The following is a 23746-nucleotide window of genomic DNA, read 5'->3' as shown; positions in this document are numbered from 1 at the left end:
CTCCCTGCGCAGGGAGGGGAGTTACTCAAGCCTGCCACCCTCCGCCGAGCGCGCGGAACAGGTCCACCTGGCGCCCGGCGATATCCGCGTCCGCCGTCGCAAGCGCCGCCTGGGCATCGGCGAAGGTGCGCTCCGCATCGAGCAGCTGGAGCGAGTCGATGTCCCCTTCCCGCTGCCGCGACCGCGCGATGTCGGCCGCCACCTTGGCTTCGTTGAGCGCCGCCTGCAGCGCCGTGCGCCGCTCGAGCGCATGGGCATAGGCCGATAGCGCCGTCTCGGTCTCCTGCAGCGCGCGCAGCACCGTGCCGTCGAAGGTCGCGAGCGCTTCCTGGGTATCCGCCTCGGCAGCCTGAACGCGCGCACGCGCAGGCTCGGGGTTCACGGCCCAGTTTATCAGCCCCCCAAGCAGCCACCGCAACGGACCCGCGCCGAACAGATCGCCCACGTCGTTGCCAGTCGAGCCGACCGACCCGCCCAGCGTGATCCGCGGATACAGGTCCGCCGTCGCCACGCCGATCCGTGCGGTCTGCGCCGCCAGCCGCCGCTCGGCCGCGCGCACGTCCGGCCGTCGGGCAAGCAGGGCCGCGCCGTCGCCGACCGGGATCGGCTTGTCGAGCCGCAGCGTCGCGGTGCGCGTGCGTACCTCCGCCGGCAGCTCGGCCGGGGCGCGACCGGTGAGCGTCGCGAGCGCGAACAGCGCGGCGTCGCGTTCGGCGGCGAGCGCGGGCACCTCGGCCTGGCGCTGGTTGCGCAGCGCCGCGATCCGCGCGGTGTCGAGCCGCGTCGCGAGACCGACGCCGCGGCGCCGCTCGGTCAGGTCGAGCGATTGGTCGAGCAGCTGCACGATCCGCTCGGCCACGCCCAGCCGCTCGGCCGCCGAGACGGCATCGGCATAGGCGCGCGCGGTTTCCGCGGCGACGACGACGCGGACGGCATCGGCATCGGCCTGCGCCGCGCCCACATCGGCGCGTGCCGCCTCGACGCCCCGGCTCACCCGACCGAACAGATCGACTTCATAGGAGACGTCGAGCCCGGCATCGATCTGCCAGTCCTCGCGCGGGGCGCCGGGCGCGCGCTGCCCCTCGGGAAGTCGGCCATAATTAGCACCGGCCGAGACCTGCGCCTGCGGCAGCCGCTCCGCCCCTGCGCCGCGCAGCGCCGCGCGGGCCCGGGCGATCCGCGCGGTGGCGGCGCGGATGTCGGTGTTGGCGGCGAGCGCGTCGGCGACGAGACGGTCGAGCACGGGATCGTCGTAGAGGCGCCACCAGTCGCCCTGCACCGGCTCGGGCGTAACGGCCGCGCTGGTGGAGAGAAAGGGGCCGGCTGCCGCCTGGGGTCTGGCAGGGGCGACATAGTCCGGCCCCGCCGCGCACGCCGCAAGGGCAAGCGCGGAAGCGGTTATCAGGATGTTGCGATAGGTCATTTCCATTTCCTCCTCCCCGTCGCCCCGCGAAAGCGGGGGCCCAGGGTCACAGGCGGTTCATTCTTGGCTCGGGGTCCCCGCTTTCGCGGGGATGACGGCTGATCACTCCGCCGGCAGCACCTCGGGCTCGGCCCCGGGCGCGGCGCCCGATCCACGCCGCCTGCGCGCGAGGCGCTGTCCCAGCCCGCGGCAGACGACGTAGAAGGTTGGCGTGAAGAGCAGGCCGAAGGCGGTCACTCCCATCATCCCGAAGAAGACGGCGGTGCCGAGCGCCTGGCGGAGCTCCGCCCCTGCGCCGGTCGCGATCAGCAGCGGCACGGCGCCGAGGATGAAGGCGAACGACGTCATCAGGATCGGCCGCAGGCGATCGCGCGCGGCGCGGACCGCGGCGTCGACCGGCGAGAGCCCGTCGATGTCCTCGGCTTGCTTGGCGAATTCCACGATCAGGATCGCGTTCTTCGCCGCGAGTGCGATGAGCACCACCAGGCCGATCTGCGTCAGCACGTTGTTGTCCATGCCGCGCAGGTTCACGCCCGCCATGGCCGCCAACAGGCACATCGGCACGATCAGGATGATCGCGAGCGGCAGCGTCACGCTCTCATATTGCGCGGCCAGCACTAGGAAGACGAACAGTACCGCCAGGCCGAACACCAGCGGCGCGGTGTTGCCCGCGGCTTCCTGCTGATAGGCGATGCCGGTCCACTCGTGGCTGTAGCCCGCCGGCAGCGTGTCGTCGGCGATCTTCTCCATCGCGAGCAGCGACTGACCGCTCGAAGAGCCGGGTGCCGTGTCGCCATCGACCTCGACCGCGGGGAAGAGGTTGTAGCGAACCACGCGATACGGGCCGGTCTTGTCCTGGAAGGTCGAGACCGAACCGATCGGCACCATGGCACCCGAATTGGAGCGGGTCTTGAGGTTGGCGATGTCCGCCTCGGTGGCGCGGAACGGTGCGTCCGCCTGCGCCGTCACGCGATAGGTGCGTCCGAGCAGGTTGAAGTCGTTCACGAACGCCGAGCCGAGATAGACGTTGAGTGCCTCGAAGACGCGTTCCGGCGGCACGCCCAGCAAGTCGGCCTTGCGTCGGTCGATGTCGGCGAAGACGCGCGGCGTCATGGTGTTGAACAGCGTGTAGACCTGGCGAAGTCCCGGATTCTGGTTCGCCTTGCCGATCACGGCCTGCGCCTGCTTGCCGAGCGCTTCATAGCCGTTGCTGCCGCGATCCTGGATCATCATCCGGAAGCCGCCGGCCGAGCCGATACCCTGAATGAGCGGCGGCGGGACGATCAGCAGCATCGCTTCGTTGATGTCGGCGGTGCGCTTGCGCGCCTCGTCCATGATCTGCTGATAGCTGACGCCGAGCTCCTTGCGCTTCTCGAAGCTCTCGAGCGGCACATAGGCGGCGGCGGCATTGGGGGCGAGCGTCTGCGATGCGCCGTCGAAGCCGGCGAGCATCACCGAGCCCTTCACGCCGGGGATCGGCAGCAGGCGCGCCACCACCTTGCGCATCACTTCATCCGTGCGCTCGAGCGACGAGCCGGGCGGAAGCTGGATGACGGTCAGGAAATAACCCTGGTCCTGCGCCGGGATGAAGCCGGTCGGCGTGGCCCAGAACAGCCCGACGGTGGCGGCGATTAGGCCGGCATAGGTGACCATCATCCGCTTCGGACGCGTGACCAGCCGGCGGGTCAGGTTCGCATAGCCCTCGCTCATCCGCTCGAAGCCGCGGTTGAACCAGTCGCCCGCGCGATAGACCGCGCGCATGACCGGGTTGGTCGGCTGATGCTCGTGGTCGTGCGTGCGCAGCAGCACCGCGGCAAGCGCCGGGGAGAGCGTGAGCGACACGATCAGCGAGATCACCGTCGCCGCCGAGATCGTCAGCGCGAACTGGCGATAGAAGGCGCCGGAGAGGCCCGAGAGGAAGAAGGTGGGGATGAACACCGCGCAGAGCACGAGCACGATCGCCACCAGTGCGATCGACACTTCGTCCATCGAGGTCTTGGCAGCCTCCAAGGGCGTTAGTCCCCGCGCGAGGTTGCGCTCGACATTCTCGACCACGACGATCGCGTCGTCGACGACGATGCCGATGGCCAGGACGAGGCCGAAGAGTGAGAGGTTGTTGATCGAGTAGCCGAAGGCCGCGAGCACGGCCATGGTGCCGATCAGCGAGACCGGGATAGCCGCGACCGGGATGATCGCCGCCCGCCAGCGCTGGAGGAACACCAGGATGACGAGCACGACCAGGACGATCGCCTCGCCCAGCGTGTGCATCACAGCGTCGATCGACTGCTCGATGAACTCGGTGGGATTGTAGATGATCCGATACTCCAGGCCCTTGGGGAAGGACTTGGACATCGTCTGGAGCTCTTGCTTGACGGCATCGGCCGCCGCGAGCGCATTGGAGCCCGGCCGCTGGAACACGCCCAGGATCACGGTCGGCTCGTTCGAGAGATAGGTGTTGGACGAATAGTCGGCGGCGCCCAGCTCCACGCGCGCCACGTCCGATACGCGGACCTGGCGGCCGTCGGCATCGGTGCGGATCACGACGTTCGAGAATTCGGCCGGGTCCTTGAGCCGGCCCTGGGTCTCGACGTTGAGCTGATAGGCCTGCCCCGTGTTGCTCGCGGCAGGCTGGCCCAGCGCGCCGGCGGCGACCTGGACGTTCTGCGCGCGCAGCGCCTGGACGATCTCGCCCGCGGTCAGGTTGAGCGCGGCCGCGCGACCGGGGTCGATCCACACGCGCATCGCATAGTCGCGCGCGCCGAACATGCGGACGTCGCCCACCCCGTCGATACGCGCCAGCCGGTCCTTCACCTGGGTGAGCGCATAGTTGGAGATATAGCCGCGATCGAGCGAATGGTCGGGCGAGACGAGATTGACCACCAGCAGGAAGTCCGGGCTCGTCTTGCGCGTGACGACGCCGAGCCGCTGCACTTCGTTGGGCAGGCGGGGCAGCGCGATCGCGACGCGGTTCTGCACCAGCACCTGTGCGGCATCGAGGTCGGTGCCGGGCTTGAAGGTGACGGTGATCGTCAGGTTACCGTCGCCGGTCGACTGCGACGACTGGTAGATCATGTTGTCGACGCCGTTGATTTCCTGCTCGATCGGAGCAGCAACGGTTTCGGCCACCGTCTCGGCGGAGGCGCCGGGATAGCTGGCCGCCACGGTGACGGTGGGCGGCACGATGTCGGGATATTGCGACACCGGCAGCCCGAGATAGGCGAGCGCGCCGACGATGGCGATCGTGATGGCGATCACCGCCGCGAAGATCGGGCGCGTGATGAAGAACCGTGAGAGGCGCATGGCCTTCTCCTCGTAAAAGGATTTCCGAATGGGGTTCCTGCCGCCGGGCCTTTGGGGACCGCCCGGCGGCAGGCCGGTCAGCGGGCTAGGGTCGCCTCGCCCGTGACCGGAGCGGCGATCACCGGAGTTTCAGGAGCCGCGAGTGGCTGGATCGTGCCGGGCTTCACCTGGACCTTGACGCCGGGGGGCGCAGTCATCGCACCGGCGATGACGACGCGGTCCTGCGGAGTCAGGCCCGAACGGATGACGCGCAGACCGTTGACGGTGGGGCCGACCTGCACCGGGCGCGGCTGAACCGTGCCGTCCTTGCCGATCGTCATCACCAGCTTGCGGGCCTGGTCGGTCATCACGGCCGCGTCGGGCACCAGCAGCGCCTTGGTCGTGCCGCCGGCGGAAAGCCGCATATTGCCGAACATGCCGGGCGTCAGGAACATGCCCGGGTTCGACAGCACCGCGCGACCGCGGATCGTGCCCGACCGCGGATCGAGCCCGTTGTCGGTGAAATCAAGATGGCCCTTCCAGCGATATTCGGCTTCGTCCTGCAGGCGGATCTCGACCGGCGATTCCTTGGCTCCGGCGGCCTGGGCGCGCTTGGCCTTGAGGAACAGCGCTTCCGATCCGTCGAAGGTGAAGTAGATCGGGTCGAGCGCATTGATCGTGGTGAGCAGGCTGCCGCCCGCCCCCTCGCCCGCCGCGACCAGATTGCCCGGATCGACCTTGCGGTCCGAGATGCGGCCCGAGATCGGGGCGCGGACCTGGGTGAACTCCACGTCGAGCGCGCGGCTGCGGACGCGTGCCTCGGCGGCGGCGACCGCCGCGCGGGCGGCGCGGACGCGGGCCTGGAGCCGCTCGACATCGCTCTTCGACACCGCCTCGACCGAGACCAGCCGCTCGGCGCGGCCAAGGTCGGACTGGGCGAGCGCGAGGTCACTCTGCGCGCTGGCCAGACCGGCGCGTGCCTCGGCGAGCGCCGCGGTGAAGGGCCGCGGGTCGATCGTGAAAAGCAGCTGGCCCTTCTGGACGACGGCGCCGTCGGTGAAGTGGACCCCGACGATCGCGCCCGAGACGCGCGGACGCACCTCGACCGAGCGGCTCGGCTCGAAGCGGCCGACGTAATCGTCCCATTCATTGACGTCGCGGACCAGCGGCGTGGCCGCGGTGACGGTGGGCGGCGGCGGCGCGGCGACGGCCGGCGTACCCTTGTTGGCGAAAGTCAGTCCGCCGCCGACGAGTGCGACCGGCAGGAGGAGCAACCCGCCGCGCTGCCACAGCGGCAGGCGCTGGAAACGGGCAACCGCGCCCGTCTCGGGCTCGATCTTGGTGATCATGTTCATTGACGTGTCCCCTGGTTGAGCGCTGCCCGCCCGCGACTGATGCTCGCGAGCAGCGTTTCATATTGTTCCGGCGTGAAGCCCGCTTCGTGGAAGGCGCGGATCTCGTGGCGCGGCAGCGCGTAGCCGCGGTGCCAGGCGAGCACCGCGATGCGGCGCAGCGCCTCGAGCCGAGTATCGGCGAGCTTCGGATTGGGGCGCTGCCCGCCGAAGATCATGCCAAGCGCCACCGACAGCTTGCCCGGCTCTTCGAGCGAGGAAAGCCGATCCTGCTGGGCAAGCGCTACGACTTGCCATTCGAGTGCCGATAATCCGCTTTCAGCTCGACTGCGCGACGGCCAGGCGATGTTCGCCGGAGAGGCGGTGGCAGTGCCTTGCAGTGCTGCGAAGTCCATATAGGCCATGGTCATTCTCCCTGCGTTTTGGCCGGCGGGCGGACGCACCGCTCCCTTCCGCGCAGCACCTGGCTGGCGGTCACCGGCGAGATTCGTGTCGCGAAGGCGCGGAAATCCTGTCGCGGGAGCGATGCTCCCGCGGCGTCGTTCGATGCCTCGAGCTGTGATGGCGCGCGGACGCGCCCAGGTCAGGCCGTGGCCTGACCTCGATCTTTATGAAGTTTGCGCATAGGCGGCTCCTTCAGCTGGTCCCCGATCCGAAGGTTGGATCATTCCATACCGACTGGTATAGAAGTCGTGCTGCGCCGCGTCAAGAAGCTTTCTATACCGGCTGGTATTTTTTTGTCCAGCAGTGGTTGCGGCTGCGTTCCGAGGAGCTATTTGGCCAGCCACCAGCACGCATGCAGGAGATCAAGCGATGCAGCTCGCCTTCCTCGGACTCGGCCAGATGGGACACGGCATCGCCGCCAACCTGCTCAAGGCCGGACATCAGCTAAACGTCTGGAATCGCACGGCCGAACGCGCCAACCCGCTGGTCGCCCAGGGCGCCGTGCTCGCCCCCTCCCCGCGCGCCGCGGCCGAAGGCGCGGAGGTTGCCTTCACCATGGTCGCCGACGACACGGCACTGACGCAAGTGCTCGAAGGACCCGACGGCCTGCTCGCCGGACTGCCCGAAGGCGCGCTGCATATTTCGCACAGCACGATCTCGGTCGAGGCGGCCGAGCGCGCGAGTCGCCTCCACGCCGAGCGCGGCCAGCGCTTCGTCTCGGCGCCGGTGTTCGGCCGCCCGGCAGTGGCCGAGGCCGGGCAGCTGTGGATCGTCGCGGCCGGCGAAGCCGATGCGATCGATGCCGCGACGCCGCTGTTCGACGCGATCGGACGCACCGTGTTCCGTATCGGCGACACGCCCTCGGCCGCAAACCTGGTCAAGCTCGCGGGCAATTTCATGATCCTCGCCACGGTGGAGGCCTATGGCGAAGCGGTGGCGCTCGCCGAGCGCGGCGGGATCGCACGCGACAAGCTGATCGAAGTGCTGACCGGCACGATCTTCGACGGGACGATCCACAAGATCTACGGCCCGCTGATCGCGGAGGAACGCTATCGCCCCGCCGGTTTCGCTGCGCCGCTGGGCCTGAAGGACATGCGGCTCGCCGGCGAGGCGGCCGCCACACTAGGCCAGCAGATGCCGCTGCTCGACCTGCTCAAGGCGCACCTCGCCGAGACGGTGGCGACCGAAGGCGAGGACGTAGACGTTACGGCACTGGCCGCCACGATTGCAAAGAAGGCGGGTTGACGCAGGCGGCGCGGAAAGGTTCATCAAGACCATGATCGATCGCATCTTCCTCTCCCATCCGCGCAGCGTGGGCGAAAGCTATGGCGAGCATGCCCGTACCGCTGCGCGCTTCGGCTTCACGATGATCGCAGGGGGCGCGGCGTGCGTCGTGCACGCCGTGCTGCCCTTCCTGTTCGTCCGCACGGCGAGCGACTCGGTCAAGAAGCTCTATGCCCAGATGAAGGCGCGCCAGCCGGCCTTCTCGCAGGAACGCCCGGCCTTCCAGCAGCCCGAGTGGCAGATCGAATACGAGATCTAGGGGCGTGATCGAGCACGTCGCCATCATCGGCGCGGGCTTTTCGGGCACGCTCCAGGCCATCAACCTGCTGCGCCACGAAGGTCCCCGCGCCACGCTGATCGAGCGCGCCCCGGTCGCGGGCACCGGCCTTGCCTATGGCGCCGCGCACCCGAGCCATGTGCTCAACGTGCGCGCGGCGAACATGAGCGCCTTTCCCGACGACCCTTCGCACTTCGTCCGCTGGCTCGAGGCGCGCGGCGTGCAGGATGCGCCGGGCGCCTTCATCCCGCGCGTGACCTATGGCGAGTATCTGCGCGAGCTGCTCGAGGCGGCGCTGCGCGACTCGAACGGCCGCCTCACCCTGGTGCGCGACGAGGTGCAGGACCTGGAATTCGGCAATGACGTGAAAGTGCGGCTGCGCGACCGGACGATCGATGCCGACGCCGCGGTGCTCGCGGTGGGCAACCTGCCGCCCCACGATCCGCCGGGGCTCGATCCCAAGAAACTATCGGGCAAACGCTACAAGGGCGATCCGTGGGACGCGAGCGTTCCCGAGGATCTGGGCGACGACGACACGGTGCTGGTGATCGGCACCGGGCTGACGATGATCGACGTCGTGCTGTTGCTCGATGCGCGAGGATTCCGGGGCAAGATCGTCGCCCTTTCCCGTCGCGGGCTGCTGCCGCGAAGCCACGCACCGGGCGGCGAATGGGAGAAGATCGCCGATCGCCCGGCGACCGTCGCCTCCAGGCTGGTGCAGCAGGTCCGCCAGCGCGGCGAGGCAATCGGCTGGCGCAACGCCGTCGACGAGCTCCGGCCCTTCACCCAGGCGATGTGGGGCAATGCGAGCGAAGCCGAGCGCGGCCGCTTCCTGCGCCACCTGCGTCCGTGGTGGGACGTCCATCGCCACCGGCTGGCGCCCGAAGTCCATGCCCGGCTGATGGCGGTGATCGAGCGCGGGCAGCTCGAAGTGATCGCGGGCAAGACCCTTGGGTTCGAGGAAGTGCCGGACGGCGTCGACGTGGCGCTCCGCCGCCGCGGCGCCGACGGGGCCGAGACGATGCGGGTGCAGCGGATCGTCAACTGCACGGGCCCGCTCGGCGATCTCGCGCGCACCGACGAGCCGCTGCTCCAGAAGCTCGCTGCGCGCGGCACGATCCGCCCCGACGCCGCGCATCTGGGGATCGACGTCGACAACCAGGGCCAGACGATCGACGCCGAGGGCCGGCCGAACGGCAACCTCTATGCGCTGGGGCCGATGACGCGCGGCGCCTTCTGGGAGATCGTCGCGGTGCCTGACATCCGCACCCAGACCTGGAGCGTCGCCCGGCGGCTGTCGAATGCCCATTGGGTGGGTGGCGAAGGGCTATAGGTTCGCGCTGAGGCGCAGAGAACGAAGAGAGATTTGTTCACGCAAAGGCGCAAAGGCGCGAAGAGAATTGCGCACGCGGAGACGCGGAGACGCGGAGGTTTAGGGTGGGAGACTTGCTGCCTGATCCTCCGCCCAAGCCTCCGAAGATTTTCTGCCGCTTTCGCGGGCTGCCTCACTCCGCGCCTCCGCGCCTCCGCGTGAACCTGAATCGTCGCGCCTTTGCGCCTTTGCGTGAACAATCTTTCTTCTCCCCCTGCGCACCCCTGCGGCCAAGAGTGCGCACTTCCCGTTAGTATCATTTGACACTATCGAGCCGTGGGCGGTACAATCGCCCCATGACCGACGCAGCAAATCCTCTCGGCCTCAATGGCTTCGAGTTCGTCGAATTCACCTCCCCCGATCCGGAGGCGATGGCCCGCCAGTTCGAGCAGATGGGTTTCGTGGCCAGCCACCGGCACCCGCGCAAGAACATCACGCGCTACAAGCAGGGGCGCATCAACCTGATGCTCAACCGCGACGATGCGGGCCGAGTCGCGAAGTTCCGCGGCGAGCACGGCCCCTCGGCGAGCGCGATGGCGTTCCGCGTCGCCGATCCGGCCAAGGCGATGGAATGGGCGCTCGCGCACGGCGCCGAACGCACCGAAGAGGACGACACCGTGATCCAGGGGATCGGCGGCTCGTACCTCTATTTCATCGAGGACGGCCGCGATCTCTATGCCGACTGGGCCGAGTTCCCGGGCTGGCGCGAGGCGGAGGCCGAGAACAATGTCGGGCTCGACCTGCTCGACCACCTCACCCACAACGTCCGCCGCGGCCAGATGCGGGTGTGGTCGGAGTTCTACAAGACGCTCTTCGGCTTCGAGGAGCAGAAGTATTTCGACATCAAGGGCCAGGCGACCGGGCTGTTCAGCCAGGCGATGATCGCCCCCGACAAGGCGATCCGCATCCCGCTCAACGAGAGCCAGGACGACAAGAGCCAGATCGAGGAGTTCATCCGCGAATATCATGGCGAGGGCATCCAGCACCTCGCGCTGACCACGGACGACATCTACGACACGGTCGAGCGGCTGCGCGCGCGCGGCGTGAAGCTGCAGGACACGATCGAGACCTATTACGAACTGGTCGACAAGCGCGTGCCCGGCCACGGCGAGGATCTCGAGCGGCTGCGCAAGAACCGGATCCTGATCGACGGTTCGGTGGAGACCGGCGAAGGCATCCTGCTCCAGATCTTCACCGAGAACATGTTCGGCCCGATCTTCTTCGAGATCATCCAGCGCAAGGGCAACGAAGGCTTCGGGAACGGGAACTTCCAGGCTTTGTTCGAGAGCATCGAGCTGGATCAGATTCGACGCGGGGTGATCAAGGTCGACGCCTGAGGCCGGAAGAACGAGAAGAGATTGTTCACGCAAAGGCGCGAAGGCGCGAAGATGCCTGGACGCGCTCCCGGAGCGTGTCGCTCCGGCGTCAGGGATTGACGTGACTCGGATGCGGAAGGCCGCTAGCGGGCAGGCGGAACTTCTTCATGCCTTCGCGATTTTGCGTGAACCGCATTCTTCTTCTCGGAACGTCGAGCTAGAGTTGGAGAGGAGAGCCGGGGGAAGCGGCGCCAGTAGCGCTTGCGTTGCTTCACCCCGGCCAAAATCCGAGGATGCAGGAATGACCAGCTACTTCCCCGGTTTCGGCAACCATGTCTCGACCGAGGCAGTGTCGGGCGCCCTGCCCCAAGGCCGCAATTCGCCGCAGAAGCCCGCATTCGGCCTTTACGCCGAGCAGCTTTCGGGGACGGCCTTCACCGCACCGCGACACGAGAACCGGCGTTCGTGGCTCTACCGGCTGCGGCCCACGGCCGAGCATCCGCCCTACACGCGCTACCAGGGCGCCCCGCGCTTCGCTCCAGGGACGGTGCAGGAGCCGCTCGCGCCCAACCGGCTGCGCTGGGATCCCCTGCCCGCCCCGACCGGGCCTGTCGACCTGATCGACGGCATGACCACGATGCTCGCCAACCGCGACCCCGCCGAGCTGGAGGGCGTGGCGGTGCATGTCTATGCCGCCAACAAGGACATGGACGCGCGCGTCTTCGCCAATGCCGATGGCGAGCTGATGTTCATTCCCCAGGCCGGTAGGCTGGCGCTGCTCACCGAGCTCGGGCGCATCGACGTGGCCCCGGGCCAGATCGCGCTGGTGCCGCGGGGGGTGAAGTTCCGCGCGCTGCTGCCCGACGGCGCGGCGTCGGGTTATGTCGCCGAGAACCACGGCGCGCTGTTCCGTCTCCCCGACCTCGGCCCGATCGGCGCCAACGGGCTCGCCAATCCGCGCGACTTCGAGACGCCCGCGGCCTGGTTCGAGGATCGCGACGAGCCGTTCGAAGTGGTGCAGAAGCATCTCGGCAGCCTGTGGACCACGACACTCGACCACAGCCCGCTCGACGTGGTCGCCTGGCACGGCAATCTCGCGCCATGGCGCTACGATCTATCGCGGTTCAACACGATCAACACGGTGAGCTTCGATCACCCCGACCCGTCGATCTTCACGGTGCTGACCTCGCCGAGCGACGTGCCGGGCCGGGCGAACGCCGATTTCGTCATCTTCCCGCCGCGGTGGATGGTCGCCGAAGACACGTTCCGCCCGCCCTGGTTCCACCGCAACGTGATGAGCGAGGCGATGGGGCTGATCACCGGCGCCTACGACGCCAAGGCCGAGGGCTTCGCGCCGGGCGGGCTCTCGCTCCACAACATGATGGCGGGGCACGGTCCCGACGTTGCGAGCTGGAAGGGCGCGAGCGAGGCGGAGCTCAAGCCGCACAAGACCGAGGGGACCATGGCCTTCATGGTCGAGACCTGCTGGCCGTATCGCCCCACGGCTTTCGCGCTGGAGCGGGCGCAGCCGGATTATGACGCGGCCTGGGCAGGATTCCCGAAGGCGCAGCTGCCTTGATCTTTCCCCAGCTTTGCCGGGGGAGGACTTAGATGGACCGCCTCTCGGCCACGCCGTCGGGCATCGCGCTCGGGCCGCTGGCGCTGATCCCCGACGGCAAGGCACGCAACTTCGTGCTCGAGATGCGCGCCGGGCGCTTCCACGGCTTCGTCGTCCGCCGGGGCGAGACGGTGCATGGCTATGTCGATCGCTGCCCACACATGGGACTGCCGCTCGCGCAGACGCTCGACCAATATCTCACCGACGACTCGCGCCTGATCGCCTGCTCGTGGCACGGCGCGCTGTTCCGGATCGAGGATGGCCGCTGCGTCGGCGGCCCCTGCGCGGGCGCGGCGCTTCAGCCCTGGCCGGTCGAGGTCCGCGACGGGACGATCGTCACCGGCTGAGCGTCGCCCGCCGCCGCGCATAGAGCAGATAGACCGCGAGCCCGAACAGGTTCCACACCAGGAACGACCATTGGGTCACGGCCTGGAGGCTGACGAACAGATAGAGGCAGCCGAGCACTGCGAAGGGCGCGACGATCCAGGGAAGCGGCGTGCGGAACGGGCGTCGTGCGTCGGGATCGCGGCGGCGCGAGACGAGCACGCAGATCGCGACAGCGATGAAGGCGCACAGCGTTCCGGCGTTGGCGAGGCTCGCGATCATGTCGAGCGGCGTGAGCGCGGCGAGCACCGCGACGAGGATCGCAGTGATCGCGGTGATCCGCGCCGGCGTGCCGCGCGACGAGACCCTGGCGAGGCTCGCCGGCAGGAAGCCGTCGCGCGCCATCACCAGGAAGATGCGGCTCTGGCCGTAAAGGAAGGCGAGCAGCACCGTGGGCAGCGCGATCGCCGCCGAGGCCGCGACGATGGTGGCGATGCGCTCCTGCCCGATCTCGCGCAGGATCAGCGCGAGCGGCTCGGCGCTGTCCGAGAAGCGCGTGTAGCTGAGCGCCCCCACCGCCGCTGCGGCGACGATCATGTAGATGAGCGTGCAGGCGACCATCGATCCGACGATGCCGATCGCAAGGTCGCGCTCGGGGTTCTTGGCTTCCTCGGCCGCGGTCGAGATCGCGTCGAAGCCGTAGAAGGCGAAGAAGATGATCGCCGCGGCGCCCATCACGCCGTATTTCACGCCGTCCGCGCCCGGCGTGCTTGCGAAGCCATAGGGCGTGAAGGGATGGAGGTTGGCCGCGTCGAAATGCGGCAGCGCCACGGCGACGAACAGCGTGAGCGTCACCAGCTTGAGCACCACCAGCGCCGAATTGATCCGCGCGCTCTCCCGCGTGCCGAGCATCAGCAGCCCGGCGACCACGGCGATGATGACGATCGCGGGCAGGTTGATGCCGATCGCACCGTCGGCGGTCGGCCCGTGAGTGAGCCAGTCGGGCAGATGGATTCCCAGACCGCCGAGAAAGCCCACGGCATAGCCCGACCAGCCGACCGCGACGGTCGCGACCACCAGCGAATATTCGAGGATCAGCGACCAGCCGACCACCCAGGCGATCACTTCGCCGAGCGTGGCATAGCTGTAGGTATAGGCGCTGCCCGAGGCGGGGATCATCGTCGCCATCTCGGCATAGCAGAGCGCGGCGGCGGCGCAGACCAGCCCCGCCACGGCGAAGCTCAGCAGCACCGCGGGCCCGGCGCGGTCGGCGCCCACACCGATCAGCGTGAGGATGCCGGTGCCGACGATCGCACCGACGCCCAGCGCCACCAGATGCGGCCAGGAAAGCGTGCGCGCCAGCCGGTGCGCCTCCGGCTGTTCCTCGGCGCCGGTCACGATCTTGCGTCTGAAAAGGCTTGTCACCCGATCCCCCTGAAGCGCCCGCGCTTGTCGAAGCGGCGCGGTTTCTCCAAGCCTAGGGACATGCACCGCGCCTCGACAAGGCCGGAACGATGATTCGGAGAGAATGATGGAACCCACCCTCGACTTCGGGCTCGGCGAGACCGCCGACATGATCCGCGAGACCACCCAGCGCTTCGCGAAGGAGCGGATCGAGCCGCTGGCGGCGCGGATCGACGCCGAGGACTGGTTCCCGCGCGACGAACTCTGGGCGGCGATGGGCGAGCTGGGGCTGCACGGCATCACGGTGGACGAGCAGTGGGGCGGGCTCGGGCTCGGCTATCTCGAGCATGTCATCGCGTGCGAGGAAGTCAGCCGCGCCTCGGCGTCGATCGGGCTGAGCTATGGCGCGCACTCGAACCTGTGCGTCAACCAGATCCACCGCTGGGCGAACGAGGAGCAGAAGGCGAAGTACCTGCCCAAGCTGGTCTCGGGCGAACATGTCGGCAGTCTCGCGATGTCCGAGGCGGGCGCCGGATCGGACGTGGTCTCGATGAAGCTGCGCGCCGAGAAGAGCGACCGGGGCTATGTGCTCAACGGCACGAAGTTCTGGATCACCAACGCGGCCTATGCCGACACTTTGGTGGTCTATGCCAAGACCGGCGAGGGATCGCGCGGGATCACGACCTTCATCATCGAGAAGGACATGCCCGGTTTCTCGATCGGGCAGAAGATCGACAAGATGGGCATGCGCGGCTCGCCGACGGCCGAACTGGTGTTCAACGACTGCGAGGTGCCGGACGCGAACGTCATGGGGCCGGTCAACGGCGGCGTCGGCGTGCTGATGAGCGGGCTGGACTATGAGCGCACCGTGCTCGCCGGCATCCAGCTGGGCATCATGCAGGCCTGCCTCGACGTGGTGCTGCCCTATATCCGCGATCGGAAACAGTTCGGCCAGCCGATCGGCCATTTCCAGCTGATGCAGGCCAAGGTGGCGGACATGTACGTCGCGCTGAACAGCGCCCGCGCCTACGTCTATGCCGTGGCGAAGAGCTGCGACGCCGGGCGCACGACGCGCTTCGATGCCGCGGGGGCGATCCTGCTCGCGAGCGAGAATGCCGTGAAGGTCAGCCTCGAGGCGATCCAGGCCCTGGGCGGCGCCGGTTACACCAAGGACTGGCCGGTCGAGCGCTTCGCCCGCGACGCCAAGCTGCTCGACATCGGCGCGGGGACCAACGAGATCCGCCGCATGCTGATCGGGCGCGAGCTGGTTGGCGCCTAGCGGAACAGCTTGAGGTCGATCGCCTCGCCCATCCTGGTCTCGCCGCGGCCATCGGGGTGGAGGTTGTCGCCGCGCTGGAGGTCGGCCGCCAGCCGCTTCGGATTGGCCGGGTCGGCGACGACCTCCTCCATGTCGATCACACCGTCGAAGGTGCCGGAGGTGCGGATCCATGCGTTGACGCGCGTCCGCATCGCCTCGCCCGCCTCGGTGTAATAGCCGGCACCTTCATAGGGCAGCACGGTCATCGCGATCACCTTGATCCCGCGGTCGTGCGCGCGCGTGACGAGCTGACGATAGCCCTGGATCAGCTGATCGGCGGTGATCGTCGGCGCCGCCACGCCGTCGCGCACGCGGCCCGATCCGCCGATGTCGTTGATCCCCTCGAGCAGCACGATCGTGGTCACGCCCGGCACCGCGAGCACGTCGCGGTCGAGACGGGCCAGCGCGCTGGGGCCAGTGCCGTTCGCGAGGATGCGGTTGCCCGAGATCGCCTGCGTCACCACGACATGCGGCTTGCCCGCCGCCGCGAGCCTGCGCGCGAGCACGTCGCTCCAGCGGCACACCGGCACTGCGTCGTTGGCGCAGCCGGTGTTGTCGGTGATCGAATCGCCATAGGCCACGACGATCGGCCGGGGCTTCGGCGTCAGCACGTCGATCCCCGCGAGCAGCGGCCGCGAATTGTGCTTCGCCACCGGGGTGAATGCCTCCCCGCTGCGGTCCCCCGGCGCGGAGACATAGGTCGGGGCGCCGCTCGCAGCATGGACGGTGGTCAGATCGGCCTTGCCGGGGAAGTAGATCGACACTTCGACGATGTCGAAGGCCTTCACCGGCAGCGGAACGGGATCGCTCACCAGCGGGGCGCCCTCGGGCACCGAGGTGGCGCCCTGCCCATCGAAAGTCACGCGTACCGCCGGGCCGCCGGCGACGCGCGCCGTCACTGCACCGATGCTCAGCGCGGGCCCATAGTCGTTGACCAGCCGCAGCCGGATCTTGCCCCCGCTCGCGCCGACGCGCACCGCCGAACGGATTGTGGCGTTGTCGACGCTCACCATCTGCGCCGGAACCGGCGCGGCCTGCCACATGCTCGCGGTCCAGGCGCGCGTCCAGGTCCCCTGCGGCGCCGGCGCCGCCCCGATGAGCGACACGGCCCCCGCCGCAATCCCGAGCCTCAGCTGCCAGCGCATCCCCGTCTCCCGATGTTTTCACATTGGGAGACGGGATACCACATGCTGGGTCGTTCAAGGCAAGAGGCAAAATCCTCCCCGGCAGCCCGGGGAGGATCGGATCACCAGACCTTCACGCGCTTGTCGGGCGCGAGATAGAGCTTCTGCCCTTCCTCCACCTTGAAGGCGGGATACCAGGCATCGAGGTTGCGCACCGTCTGGGCGCGCCAGCGGGCCGGCGCATGCGCGTCGGTGGCGACGCGGGCGCGGAGCTGCTGCTCGCGCGTCTTCTCGCGCCAGCTCTGCGCGAAGGCGAGGAAGAAGCGCTGGTCGCCGGTGAGGCCGCCGATCACCGGCGCTTCCTTGCCGCCGAGCGACGCCTTCCAGGCGTCATAGGCCGCCGACAGCCCCGCGACGTCGGCGATGTTCTCGCTCAGCGTCTGGCGACCGTTGATGTGCAGGCCTGGCAGCACCTCATAGGCATCGAACTGCTTCACCAGCGCCTCGCCGCTCGCCTTGAAGCGCGCGAGATCGGCAGGGGTCCACCAGTTGCGCAGGCGGCCGGTCGAATCGAAGTTCGCGCCGAGATCGTCGAAGCCGTGGCTGATCTCGTGCCCGATCACCGCGCCGATCGAGCCGTAATTGGCCGCCGCATCCGCGCCCGGATCGTAGAAAGGCGCCTGCAGGATCGCGGCGGGGAAGTTGAGTGCGTTCTGGAGCGGCAGGTTGACGGCGTTCACCGTCTGCGGCGTCATCCACCATTCGCCGCGGTCGACCGGCTTGCCGATCTTGGCAAGCTGGTGGCGATATTCGGCGAGCTGGGCGCGGCGGAGGTTGCCCACCGGATCGTCCGCCTTCACGTCGAGCCCGTCATAGCTGCGCCAGGTCTCGGGATAGCCGATGCCGACCTTCATCGTCGCGATCTTGCGGCGCGCCTCGGCCTTGGTCGCGGGCGCCATCCAGTCGAGCGCGGCCACGCGCTTGTCGAAGGCGCCGAGGATGTTCTTCACCATCCCCTGGATGTCGGCCTTGGACGAAGCGGGGAAATAGTCCTTCACATAGAGCTGACCCACCGCATCGCCGAGCCAGGCGTTGATGCTGGCGATCGCGCGCTTGTCGCGCGGGCGCGGCTTGGGCTGGCCGTTGAGCGTCTGGTTATAGAATTCGAAATGCGCCTGGTCGAAGGCAGCGGGAAGCACGTCGGTGACCTGGTTGATCCGGTGGAAGGTCAGCCAGTCCTGCCAGACCTGCAGCGGCTCACTGCCGACCAGCCGCGCGATGCCGGCGATGGCGGTCGGCTGCCAGACGATGAAGTCCTGCTGGTTGCCGAGCTGCGCCGCGTTCCAGAAGGCGTCCCAGTCGATCCCGGGGGCCTTCTTCGCGAAATCGGCCTTCTTCCAGGGGTTGTTCGCCTTGTTGGCGTCCTGGCTGGCGACGATGTCGAGATGCGCATGGGCGATCTTGGTCTCGAGATCGAAGATCCGCTGTGCGCGCGCATCGGGTTCGGTGACGTTGGCGAGGCTCAGCAGCTTGCCGATATAGGCTTTGTACTGGTCGCGGATCTTCGCCATCTCGGGCTTGGGGGAAAGATAATAATCGCGCTCGGGAAGCCCCAGCCCACCCTGCAGGACATAGGGGACCGTGGTCTCCGGCTGGTTGAAGGCCTGAGTCACGAAGATGCCGAAGACGTTCTCGGTCTCGAAATTGGTCGCGTTGAGCGGATCGACGTCGGCGCGCACGTCGCCACCAAGCATCGCCGAGAGCGCCTTCTTGTCGGCGAGCTGCGCGATCGCGTCGAGATCGCCGCTGAGCGGCGCGAGCCCGCGCGCCTCGATTCCGGCGGTGTCGGTGAAGGCATGATACCAGTCGGCGATGCGGCGCTGGTCGGTGCCCGCTGCGGCATTGGCCTGGACCGCGGCTTTCATGATCGCGGCGTTGTTCGCCTCGGCCTTGTTGAACACTTCGAGGAACACGCCGGTGCTCGAGCGATCCGCCGGGATCTCGGTGCGGGCGCGCCAGCCGCCGTTGGCGAATTCGTCGAAGTCGTCGCCGGGGCGGACCTGCTTGTTGAGGCCGGCGAGATCGACGCCGATCGTCGGAGTGGACACCGCAGTGGCGTTGTTCCCGGCATCTCCGCCGGTGGTGCAGGCAGTGGTGGCGAGAAGCACGGCCAGCAGGATCGCGCGACTATTCACTTGGCAACTCTCCGATAGTTCCTTGCTTCGCTGCTACTCCGCCGCGCGGCGCCGCGCCAGTGCCTTCCCAAGCGACCCGTCGCGGTGTAAGCACAGCCAAAATAGGTCAGGAGAGGTGCCCTAATGAGCGCTCCCGTGCTCGATACCAGGGTGATGCGCGAGAGCGAGACGTTCCGCTCCAACGCGGCGCACAACCGAGCGCTGGTCGAGCGGCTGCGCGCCGACGTCGCCCGCGCAGCGCTCGGCGGGAGCGAGGCGTCGCGCGAGCGCCACACCAGCCGCGGCAAGCTGCTGCCCCGCGATCGCGTCGAGCGGCTGCTCGATCCGGGCTCGCCCTTCCTCGAGATCGGCCAGCTCGCCGCCTGCGACATGTACGAAGGCGAAGTGCCCGGCGCCGGCATGATCGCCGGGATCGGCCGCGTGTCGGGCCGCACCGTCATGATCGTGTGCAACGACGCCACGGTGAAGGGCGGCACCTATTATCCGATGACAGTGAAGAAGCATCTCCGCGCGCAGGAGATCGCCGAGCAGAACCGCCTTCCCTGCATCTATCTGGTCGATTCGGGCGGCGCCAACCTGCCCCACCAGGCCGAGGTATTCCCCGATCGCGATCATTTCGGCCGAATCTTCTTCAATCAGGCCAATATGTCGGCGCTCGGCATCCCGCAGATCGCCTGCGTGATGGGAAGCTGCACCGCGGGCGGCGCCTATGTCCCGGCGATGAGCGACGAGAGCGTGATCGTGCGCAACCAGGGCACGATCTTCCTTGCCGGCCCGCCGCTGGTGAAGGCCGCGACGGGCGAAGTCATCTCGGCCGAGGATCTGGGTGGCGGCGACCTGCACGGGCGCAAATCCGGCGTGGTCGACCATGTCGCGGAGAACGACGAGCATGCCCTGACGATCGTGCGCGACATCGTCAGCCACTTGCCCGCCGACCGCACGCCCGACGTCGCGCTGCTGACGCCCCGCCCGCCCCGCCATGCGCCCGAGGAGCTCTACGGCATCGTCCCCCAGGACGTCCGCGCGCCCTATGACGTGCACGAAGTCATCGCGCGCATCGTCGACGGCAGCGAATTCCACGAGTTCAAGGCGCTCTACGGCACCTCTTTGGTGTGCGGCTTCGCGCATATCTGGGGCATGCCGGTGGGCATCATCGCCAACAACGGGGTGCTGTTCAGCGAGAGTGCCGTGAAGGGCGCGCATTTCATCGAGCTCGCCTGTCAGCGGCGCATCCCCCTGCTCTTCCTGCAGAACATCTCCGGCTTCATGGTCGGCGGGAAGTACGAAGCGGAAGGTATTGCGAAACATGGCGCCAAGCTGGTGACCGCCGTCGCCACCGCCACCGTGCCCAAGATCACCGTGCTGATCGGCGGAAGCTTCGGCGCGGGCAATTACGGCATGTGCGGCCGCGCCTATTCGCCGCGGTTCCTGTTCAGCTGGCCCAACAGTCGGATCAGCGTGATGGGCGGCGAGCAGGCCGCATCGGTGCTCGCCACCGTCCATCGCGACGCCGACAAATGGAGCGAGGCCGATGCCGAAGCCTTCAAGGCACCGATCCGCCAGCGTTACGAGGACGAAGGCAATCCCTGGCACGCGACCGCGCGGCTATGGGACGATGGCATCATCGATCCCGCCCAGACGCGCGACGTGCTCGGCCTCGCGCTCGCGGCAAGCCTCAACGCGCCGATCCCCGAGAGGCCGGCCTTCGGCGTCTTCCGGATGTGACATAGGGCCCGGGCGTAGGAGCCCGCCCCTTCGAGCGACTGGACCGCGCGCGCCGCACAGGGCAAAACTTGTCCCGGGGGGACGACAGGAGGGACCATGAAGCCCCGCAAAGCGCTTCTCCTATGTGCCATTCCGGCCGCCCTGTTCTGTGGCGCGAGCGCGCCACCGCAGGGCCGCGGCCAGATCGCACCGATCTCGCCCGCCGAGCGAAGCCAGGGGCAACAGGCCAGCGCGTCGCTGGTCGCTGAATATGGCGGACACTATGAAGGGCGCCAGGCCGGCTATGTCGCCACGGTCGCCCGTCGCGTTGCGGTTCAATCGGGGCTCTCGTCCAACCCTTCGGATTTCACCGTGACGCTGCTCGACAGCCCGGTCGACAATGCCTTCGCCACCCCGGGGGGCCATGTCTATGTCACGCGCGGGCTGCTCGCGCTGATGAACGACGAAGCCGAGCTTGCCGGCGTGCTCGGGCACGAAGTCGCGCATGTCGCGGCGCGGCACAGCCAGAGCCGCCAGAAGGCGGCGCAGCGCAATTCGATCCTGAGCGTGCTGGGTCAGGTGCTGGTGGGCGCCGTGGCGGGCAATTCAGGGTTCGGCGAGCTGCTCGGCCGCGGCATCGACACCGGCGCCCAGCTCGCCACGCTCGGCTATTCGCGCGGGCAGGAGACGCAGTCGGACGATCTCGCGGTCAACTATCTGCGCGGCGCGGGTTACGACACCGACGGGCTCGCGACGATGCTCGCCAGCCTTGCGGCGCAGAACCAGCTCGACCAGCAGCTCGCCGGCAGTGCGCGCTCGACGCCCGAATGGGCAAGCACGCATCCCGATCCGGCCTCGCGCGTCCGCCGCGCGGCGCAGCGCGCGCAGTCGGTGGGCGGCACTGCCAATCCCCGCAACCGCGACGCTTTCCTCGCGGCGATCGACGGCATGCTCTACGGTGACGATCCGCGGCAGGGGATGATCGTGGGCCGCGACTTCCTGCACCCCGGCCTCAGGCTGGGATTCACCGTTCCCCAGGGCTTCAGCATGACGAACGGCGCGCGCGCCGTGACCATCACCGGGCCGAACACCCAGGCGCAATTCTCGAGCGCGACCTATGCCGGCAATCTCCGGAACCATGTCGACGGCATCTTCCGGGCGCTGCTCGGCCAGGGCGTCGACGATGTGCGCACCACCACGATCAACGGCGTGCCCACCGGCTATGCGCAAGCGCGCGCCAACAGCGGCAATTCGCAGGTCGACGTGACGGTCTTCGCCTACCCGATGGGAGGCAACGCCTATCACTTCATCGTCCTGACCCCTGCCGGACAGGGGCTCGGGGCGGCGACGTCCCTGGTCGAATCCTTCCGTCCGCTGAGCAACGCCGAGGTCGCCCGCGCGCGCCCGCGCTATCTACGCGTGGTGACGGTGAAGCCCGGCGACACGATCGCGTCGCTCGCCCGGCGCATGGTGGTCGACCAGGCACCCGCCGACCATTTCCGCGTGCTCAACGGCCTTGCTCCCGACGCCGTGCTGCGGCCGGGGGACAGAGTGAAGATCGTGACCTATTGAGCGCGGGAGCCCGGCGGAGTCTCCCCCGCCGGACGCATCCGCATCAGCGCGTCAGCTTCTTGTACGCCAGCGCGGTGGGGCGGTCGGCCGCGTCGCCCAGGCGGCGGCGCTTGTCTTCCTCATAGGCTTCGAAGTTGCCCTCGAACCATTCGACATGGCTGTTGCCCTCGAAGGCGAGGATGTGCGTGGCGAGACGGTCGAGGAAGAAGCGGTCGTGGCTGATCACCACCGCGCAGCCGGCGAAATTCTCGATCGCTTCCTCGAGCGCGCCGAGCGTCTCGACGTCGAGGTCGTTGGTCGGCTCGTCGAGCAGCAGCACGTTGCCGCCGCGCTTGAGCATCTTGGCGATGTGGACGCGGTTGCGCTCACCGCCCGACAGCTTGCCGACGTTCTTCTGCTGGTCCTGGCCCTTGAAGTTGAACGCGCCGACATAGGCGCGAGTCGACATGTCGTGGCCGTTGACCTTCACATAGTCGAGCCCGTCGGAGACTTCCTCCCAGACGTTCTTCTTGGGGTCGAGGCTGTCGCGGCTCTGGTCGACATAGCCCAGGCGCACGGTGGTGCCGACTTCGATCGTACCCGAATCGGGCTGTTCCTGGCCGGTGATGATCTTGAACAGCGTCGACTTGCCGGCGCCGTTGGGACCGATCACGCCGACGATGCCGCCGGCCGGGAGCGTGAAGCTCAGATTCTCGAACAGCAGCTTGTCGCCATAAGCCTTCGAGATGTCCTTCACCTCGATCACCTTGCCGCCCAGGCGCTCGGGTACCTGGATGACGATCTGGGCCTTGCCGGGCGTGCGGTTCTGCTGCGCTTCGACCAGCTGGTCGAACTTGGCGATACGCGCCTTGGACTTGGTCTGGCGGCCCTTGGGTCCCTGCCGGATCCATTCGAGCTCGTCGCGGATCGCCTTCTGGCGACCCGATTCCTCGCGGGATTCCTGCTCGAGGCGCTTGGCCTTCTTCTCGAGATAGGTCGAGTAATTGCCCTCGTACGGGAAGTACTTGCCGCGATCGAGCTCGAGGATCCAGTCGACCACATTGTCGAGGAAATAGCGGTCGTGGGTGATCATCAGCACCGCGCCCGGATATTCCTTGAGGTGGTTCTCCAGCCACTGGACGCTCTCCGCGTCGAGGTGGTTGGTCGGCTCGTCGAGCAGCAGGATCGACGGCTTCTGGATCAGCAGCCGCGTGAGCGCGATGCGGCGCTTCTCGCCGCCCGAAAGATTGTCGACGGGCCAGTCGCTCGGCGGGCAGCGCAGCGCTTCCATCGCGATCTCGAGCTGGTTGTCGAGCGTCCAGCCGTCGACGGCGTCGATCTTCTCCTGGAGCACGCCCATCTCTTCCATCAGGGCGTCGAAATCGGTGTCGTCCTTGGGATCGCCCATCTCGGCCGAGATCGCGTTGAAGCGGTCGACCATGTCGGCGACGGCACGGGCGCCGTCCTTGACGTTCTCGAGCACGTTCTTGCTCGGATCGAGCTGCGGCTCCTGCGCCAGATAGCCGACGGTGATGTTCTCGCCCGGCCATGCCTCGCCGGCGAAATCGGTGTCGATGCCCGCCATGATCTTCATCAGCGTCGACTTACCGGCGCCGTTGGGGCCGACGATGCCGATCTTCGCACCCTGGTAGAATTGCAGGTTGATGTTCGACAGCACCGGCTTCTGCGCGCCGGGGAAGGTCTTTGTCATGTCCTTCATCACGAAGGCGTATTGGGCGGCCACGGGCTGGTCTCCGTTTC

At 68.0% G+C, this 23746-nt stretch carries 17 protein-coding genes; 9 read left to right on the top strand and 8 right to left on the bottom strand.

Going from position 1 to position 23746, the window contains the following annotated elements; all coding sequences use genetic code 11:
- Positions 1-25: 25 nt before the first annotated feature.
- The 4 genes from J7500_RS09720 to J7500_RS09705 form a co-directional block, all read right to left on the bottom strand.
- Positions 26-1423, bottom strand: coding sequence for an efflux transporter outer membrane subunit (locus tag J7500_RS09720; protein WP_294061508.1), 1398 nt, complete (start codon positions 1421-1423; stop codon positions 26-28).
- Between the two features lie 102 nt (positions 1424-1525).
- Entirely contained in the window at positions 1526-4723 is a 3198-nt protein-coding gene (locus J7500_RS09715) for an efflux RND transporter permease subunit (RefSeq protein ID WP_294061507.1), read from the bottom strand.
- A gap of 77 nt (positions 4724-4800) precedes the next feature.
- Complete coding sequence (locus J7500_RS09710; RefSeq protein ID WP_294061506.1) at positions 4801-6057, bottom strand: efflux RND transporter periplasmic adaptor subunit; 1257 nt, start codon at positions 6055-6057, stop codon at positions 4801-4803.
- Positions 6054-6458, bottom strand: coding sequence for a hypothetical protein (locus tag J7500_RS09705; RefSeq protein ID WP_294061505.1), 405 nt, complete (start codon positions 6456-6458; stop codon positions 6054-6056). Before J7500_RS09705 ends, J7500_RS09710 begins: the two co-directional genes overlap by 4 nt.
- Positions 6459-6867: 409 nt before the next feature.
- On the opposite strand from J7500_RS09705, the gene J7500_RS09700 reads away from it, so the two are divergent.
- From J7500_RS09700 to J7500_RS09675, 6 genes are all read left to right on the top strand, one after another.
- Positions 6868-7743, top strand: coding sequence for an NAD(P)-dependent oxidoreductase (locus J7500_RS09700; protein ID WP_294061504.1), 876 nt, complete (start codon positions 6868-6870; stop codon positions 7741-7743).
- A gap of 31 nt (positions 7744-7774) precedes the next feature.
- The gene (locus tag J7500_RS09695) at positions 7775-8041 is read left to right on the top strand and encodes a DUF6356 family protein (RefSeq protein ID WP_294061503.1); all 267 of its coding nucleotides are present in this window, start codon (positions 7775-7777) and stop codon (positions 8039-8041) included.
- Positions 8042-8045: 4 nt separating this feature from the next.
- Positions 8046-9392, top strand: a complete 1347-nt coding sequence (locus J7500_RS09690) for an FAD/NAD(P)-binding protein (RefSeq protein ID WP_294061502.1) — start codon at positions 8046-8048, stop codon at positions 9390-9392.
- Between the two features lie 335 nt (positions 9393-9727).
- On the top strand, positions 9728-10768 hold the full coding sequence (gene hppD, locus J7500_RS09685; RefSeq protein WP_294061501.1) for a 4-hydroxyphenylpyruvate dioxygenase: 1041 nt from the start codon (positions 9728-9730) through the stop codon (positions 10766-10768).
- 280 nt (positions 10769-11048) lie between these two features.
- Positions 11049-12326 carry a homogentisate 1,2-dioxygenase gene (hmgA, locus tag J7500_RS09680; protein ID WP_294061500.1) on the top strand — a complete coding sequence of 426 codons (1278 nt, stop codon included), beginning with the start codon at positions 11049-11051 and terminating at the stop codon, positions 12324-12326.
- A gap of 32 nt (positions 12327-12358) precedes the next feature.
- A complete protein-coding gene (locus J7500_RS09675) occupies positions 12359-12712 on the top strand; it encodes a Rieske (2Fe-2S) protein (RefSeq protein ID WP_294061499.1) in 354 nt (117 codons plus the stop codon).
- Here the strand turns inward: J7500_RS09675 and J7500_RS09670 are convergent.
- Positions 12702-14114, bottom strand: a complete 1413-nt coding sequence (locus J7500_RS09670) for an amino acid permease (RefSeq protein WP_294061498.1) — start codon at positions 14112-14114, stop codon at positions 12702-12704. The two genes, J7500_RS09675 and J7500_RS09670, sit on opposite strands and share 11 nt — an antisense overlap.
- Positions 14115-14220: 106 nt before the next feature.
- Here J7500_RS09670 and J7500_RS09665 point away from each other — a divergent pair, with 106 nt between their 5' ends.
- Entirely contained in the window at positions 14221-15372 is a 1152-nt protein-coding gene (locus J7500_RS09665; RefSeq protein WP_294061497.1) for an isovaleryl-CoA dehydrogenase, read from the top strand.
- On the opposite strand, the gene J7500_RS09660 is transcribed toward J7500_RS09665, so the two are convergent.
- Both J7500_RS09660 and J7500_RS09655 read right to left on the bottom strand, forming a co-directional pair.
- Positions 15369-16556: an SGNH/GDSL hydrolase family protein gene (locus J7500_RS09660; protein ID WP_294061496.1), complete on the bottom strand. Its 1188-nt coding sequence runs from the start codon at positions 16554-16556 to the stop codon at positions 15369-15371. The two genes, J7500_RS09665 and J7500_RS09660, sit on opposite strands and share 4 nt — an antisense overlap.
- A 101-nt stretch (positions 16557-16657) precedes the next feature.
- Positions 16658-18730, bottom strand: a complete 2073-nt coding sequence (locus J7500_RS09655; protein ID WP_294061495.1) for a M13 family metallopeptidase — start codon at positions 18728-18730, stop codon at positions 16658-16660.
- Between the two features lie 123 nt (positions 18731-18853).
- Here J7500_RS09655 and J7500_RS09650 point away from each other — a divergent pair, with 123 nt between their 5' ends.
- Positions 18854-20455, top strand: a complete 1602-nt coding sequence (locus J7500_RS09650; protein WP_294061494.1) for a carboxyl transferase domain-containing protein — start codon at positions 18854-18856, stop codon at positions 20453-20455.
- A 96-nt stretch (positions 20456-20551) separates the two neighbouring features.
- On the top strand, positions 20552-22006 hold the full coding sequence (locus J7500_RS09645) for a M48 family metalloprotease (protein WP_294061493.1): 1455 nt from the start codon (positions 20552-20554) through the stop codon (positions 22004-22006).
- A gap of 43 nt (positions 22007-22049) precedes the next feature.
- Here the strand turns inward: J7500_RS09645 and ettA are convergent, their stop codons facing one another.
- A complete protein-coding gene (gene ettA / locus J7500_RS09640; protein ID WP_294061492.1) occupies positions 22050-23729 on the bottom strand; it encodes an energy-dependent translational throttle protein EttA in 1680 nt (559 codons plus the stop codon).
- Positions 23730-23746 lie beyond the last annotated feature (17 nt).

It is taken from the genome of Sphingomonas sp. (assembly GCF_017744835.1).
Taxonomy (GTDB): Bacteria; Pseudomonadota; Alphaproteobacteria; order Sphingomonadales; family Sphingomonadaceae; genus Sphingomonas.
The sequence above is the reverse complement of the archived record's forward strand: the minus strand, read 5'-3'. Positions and strand labels throughout refer to the sequence as shown.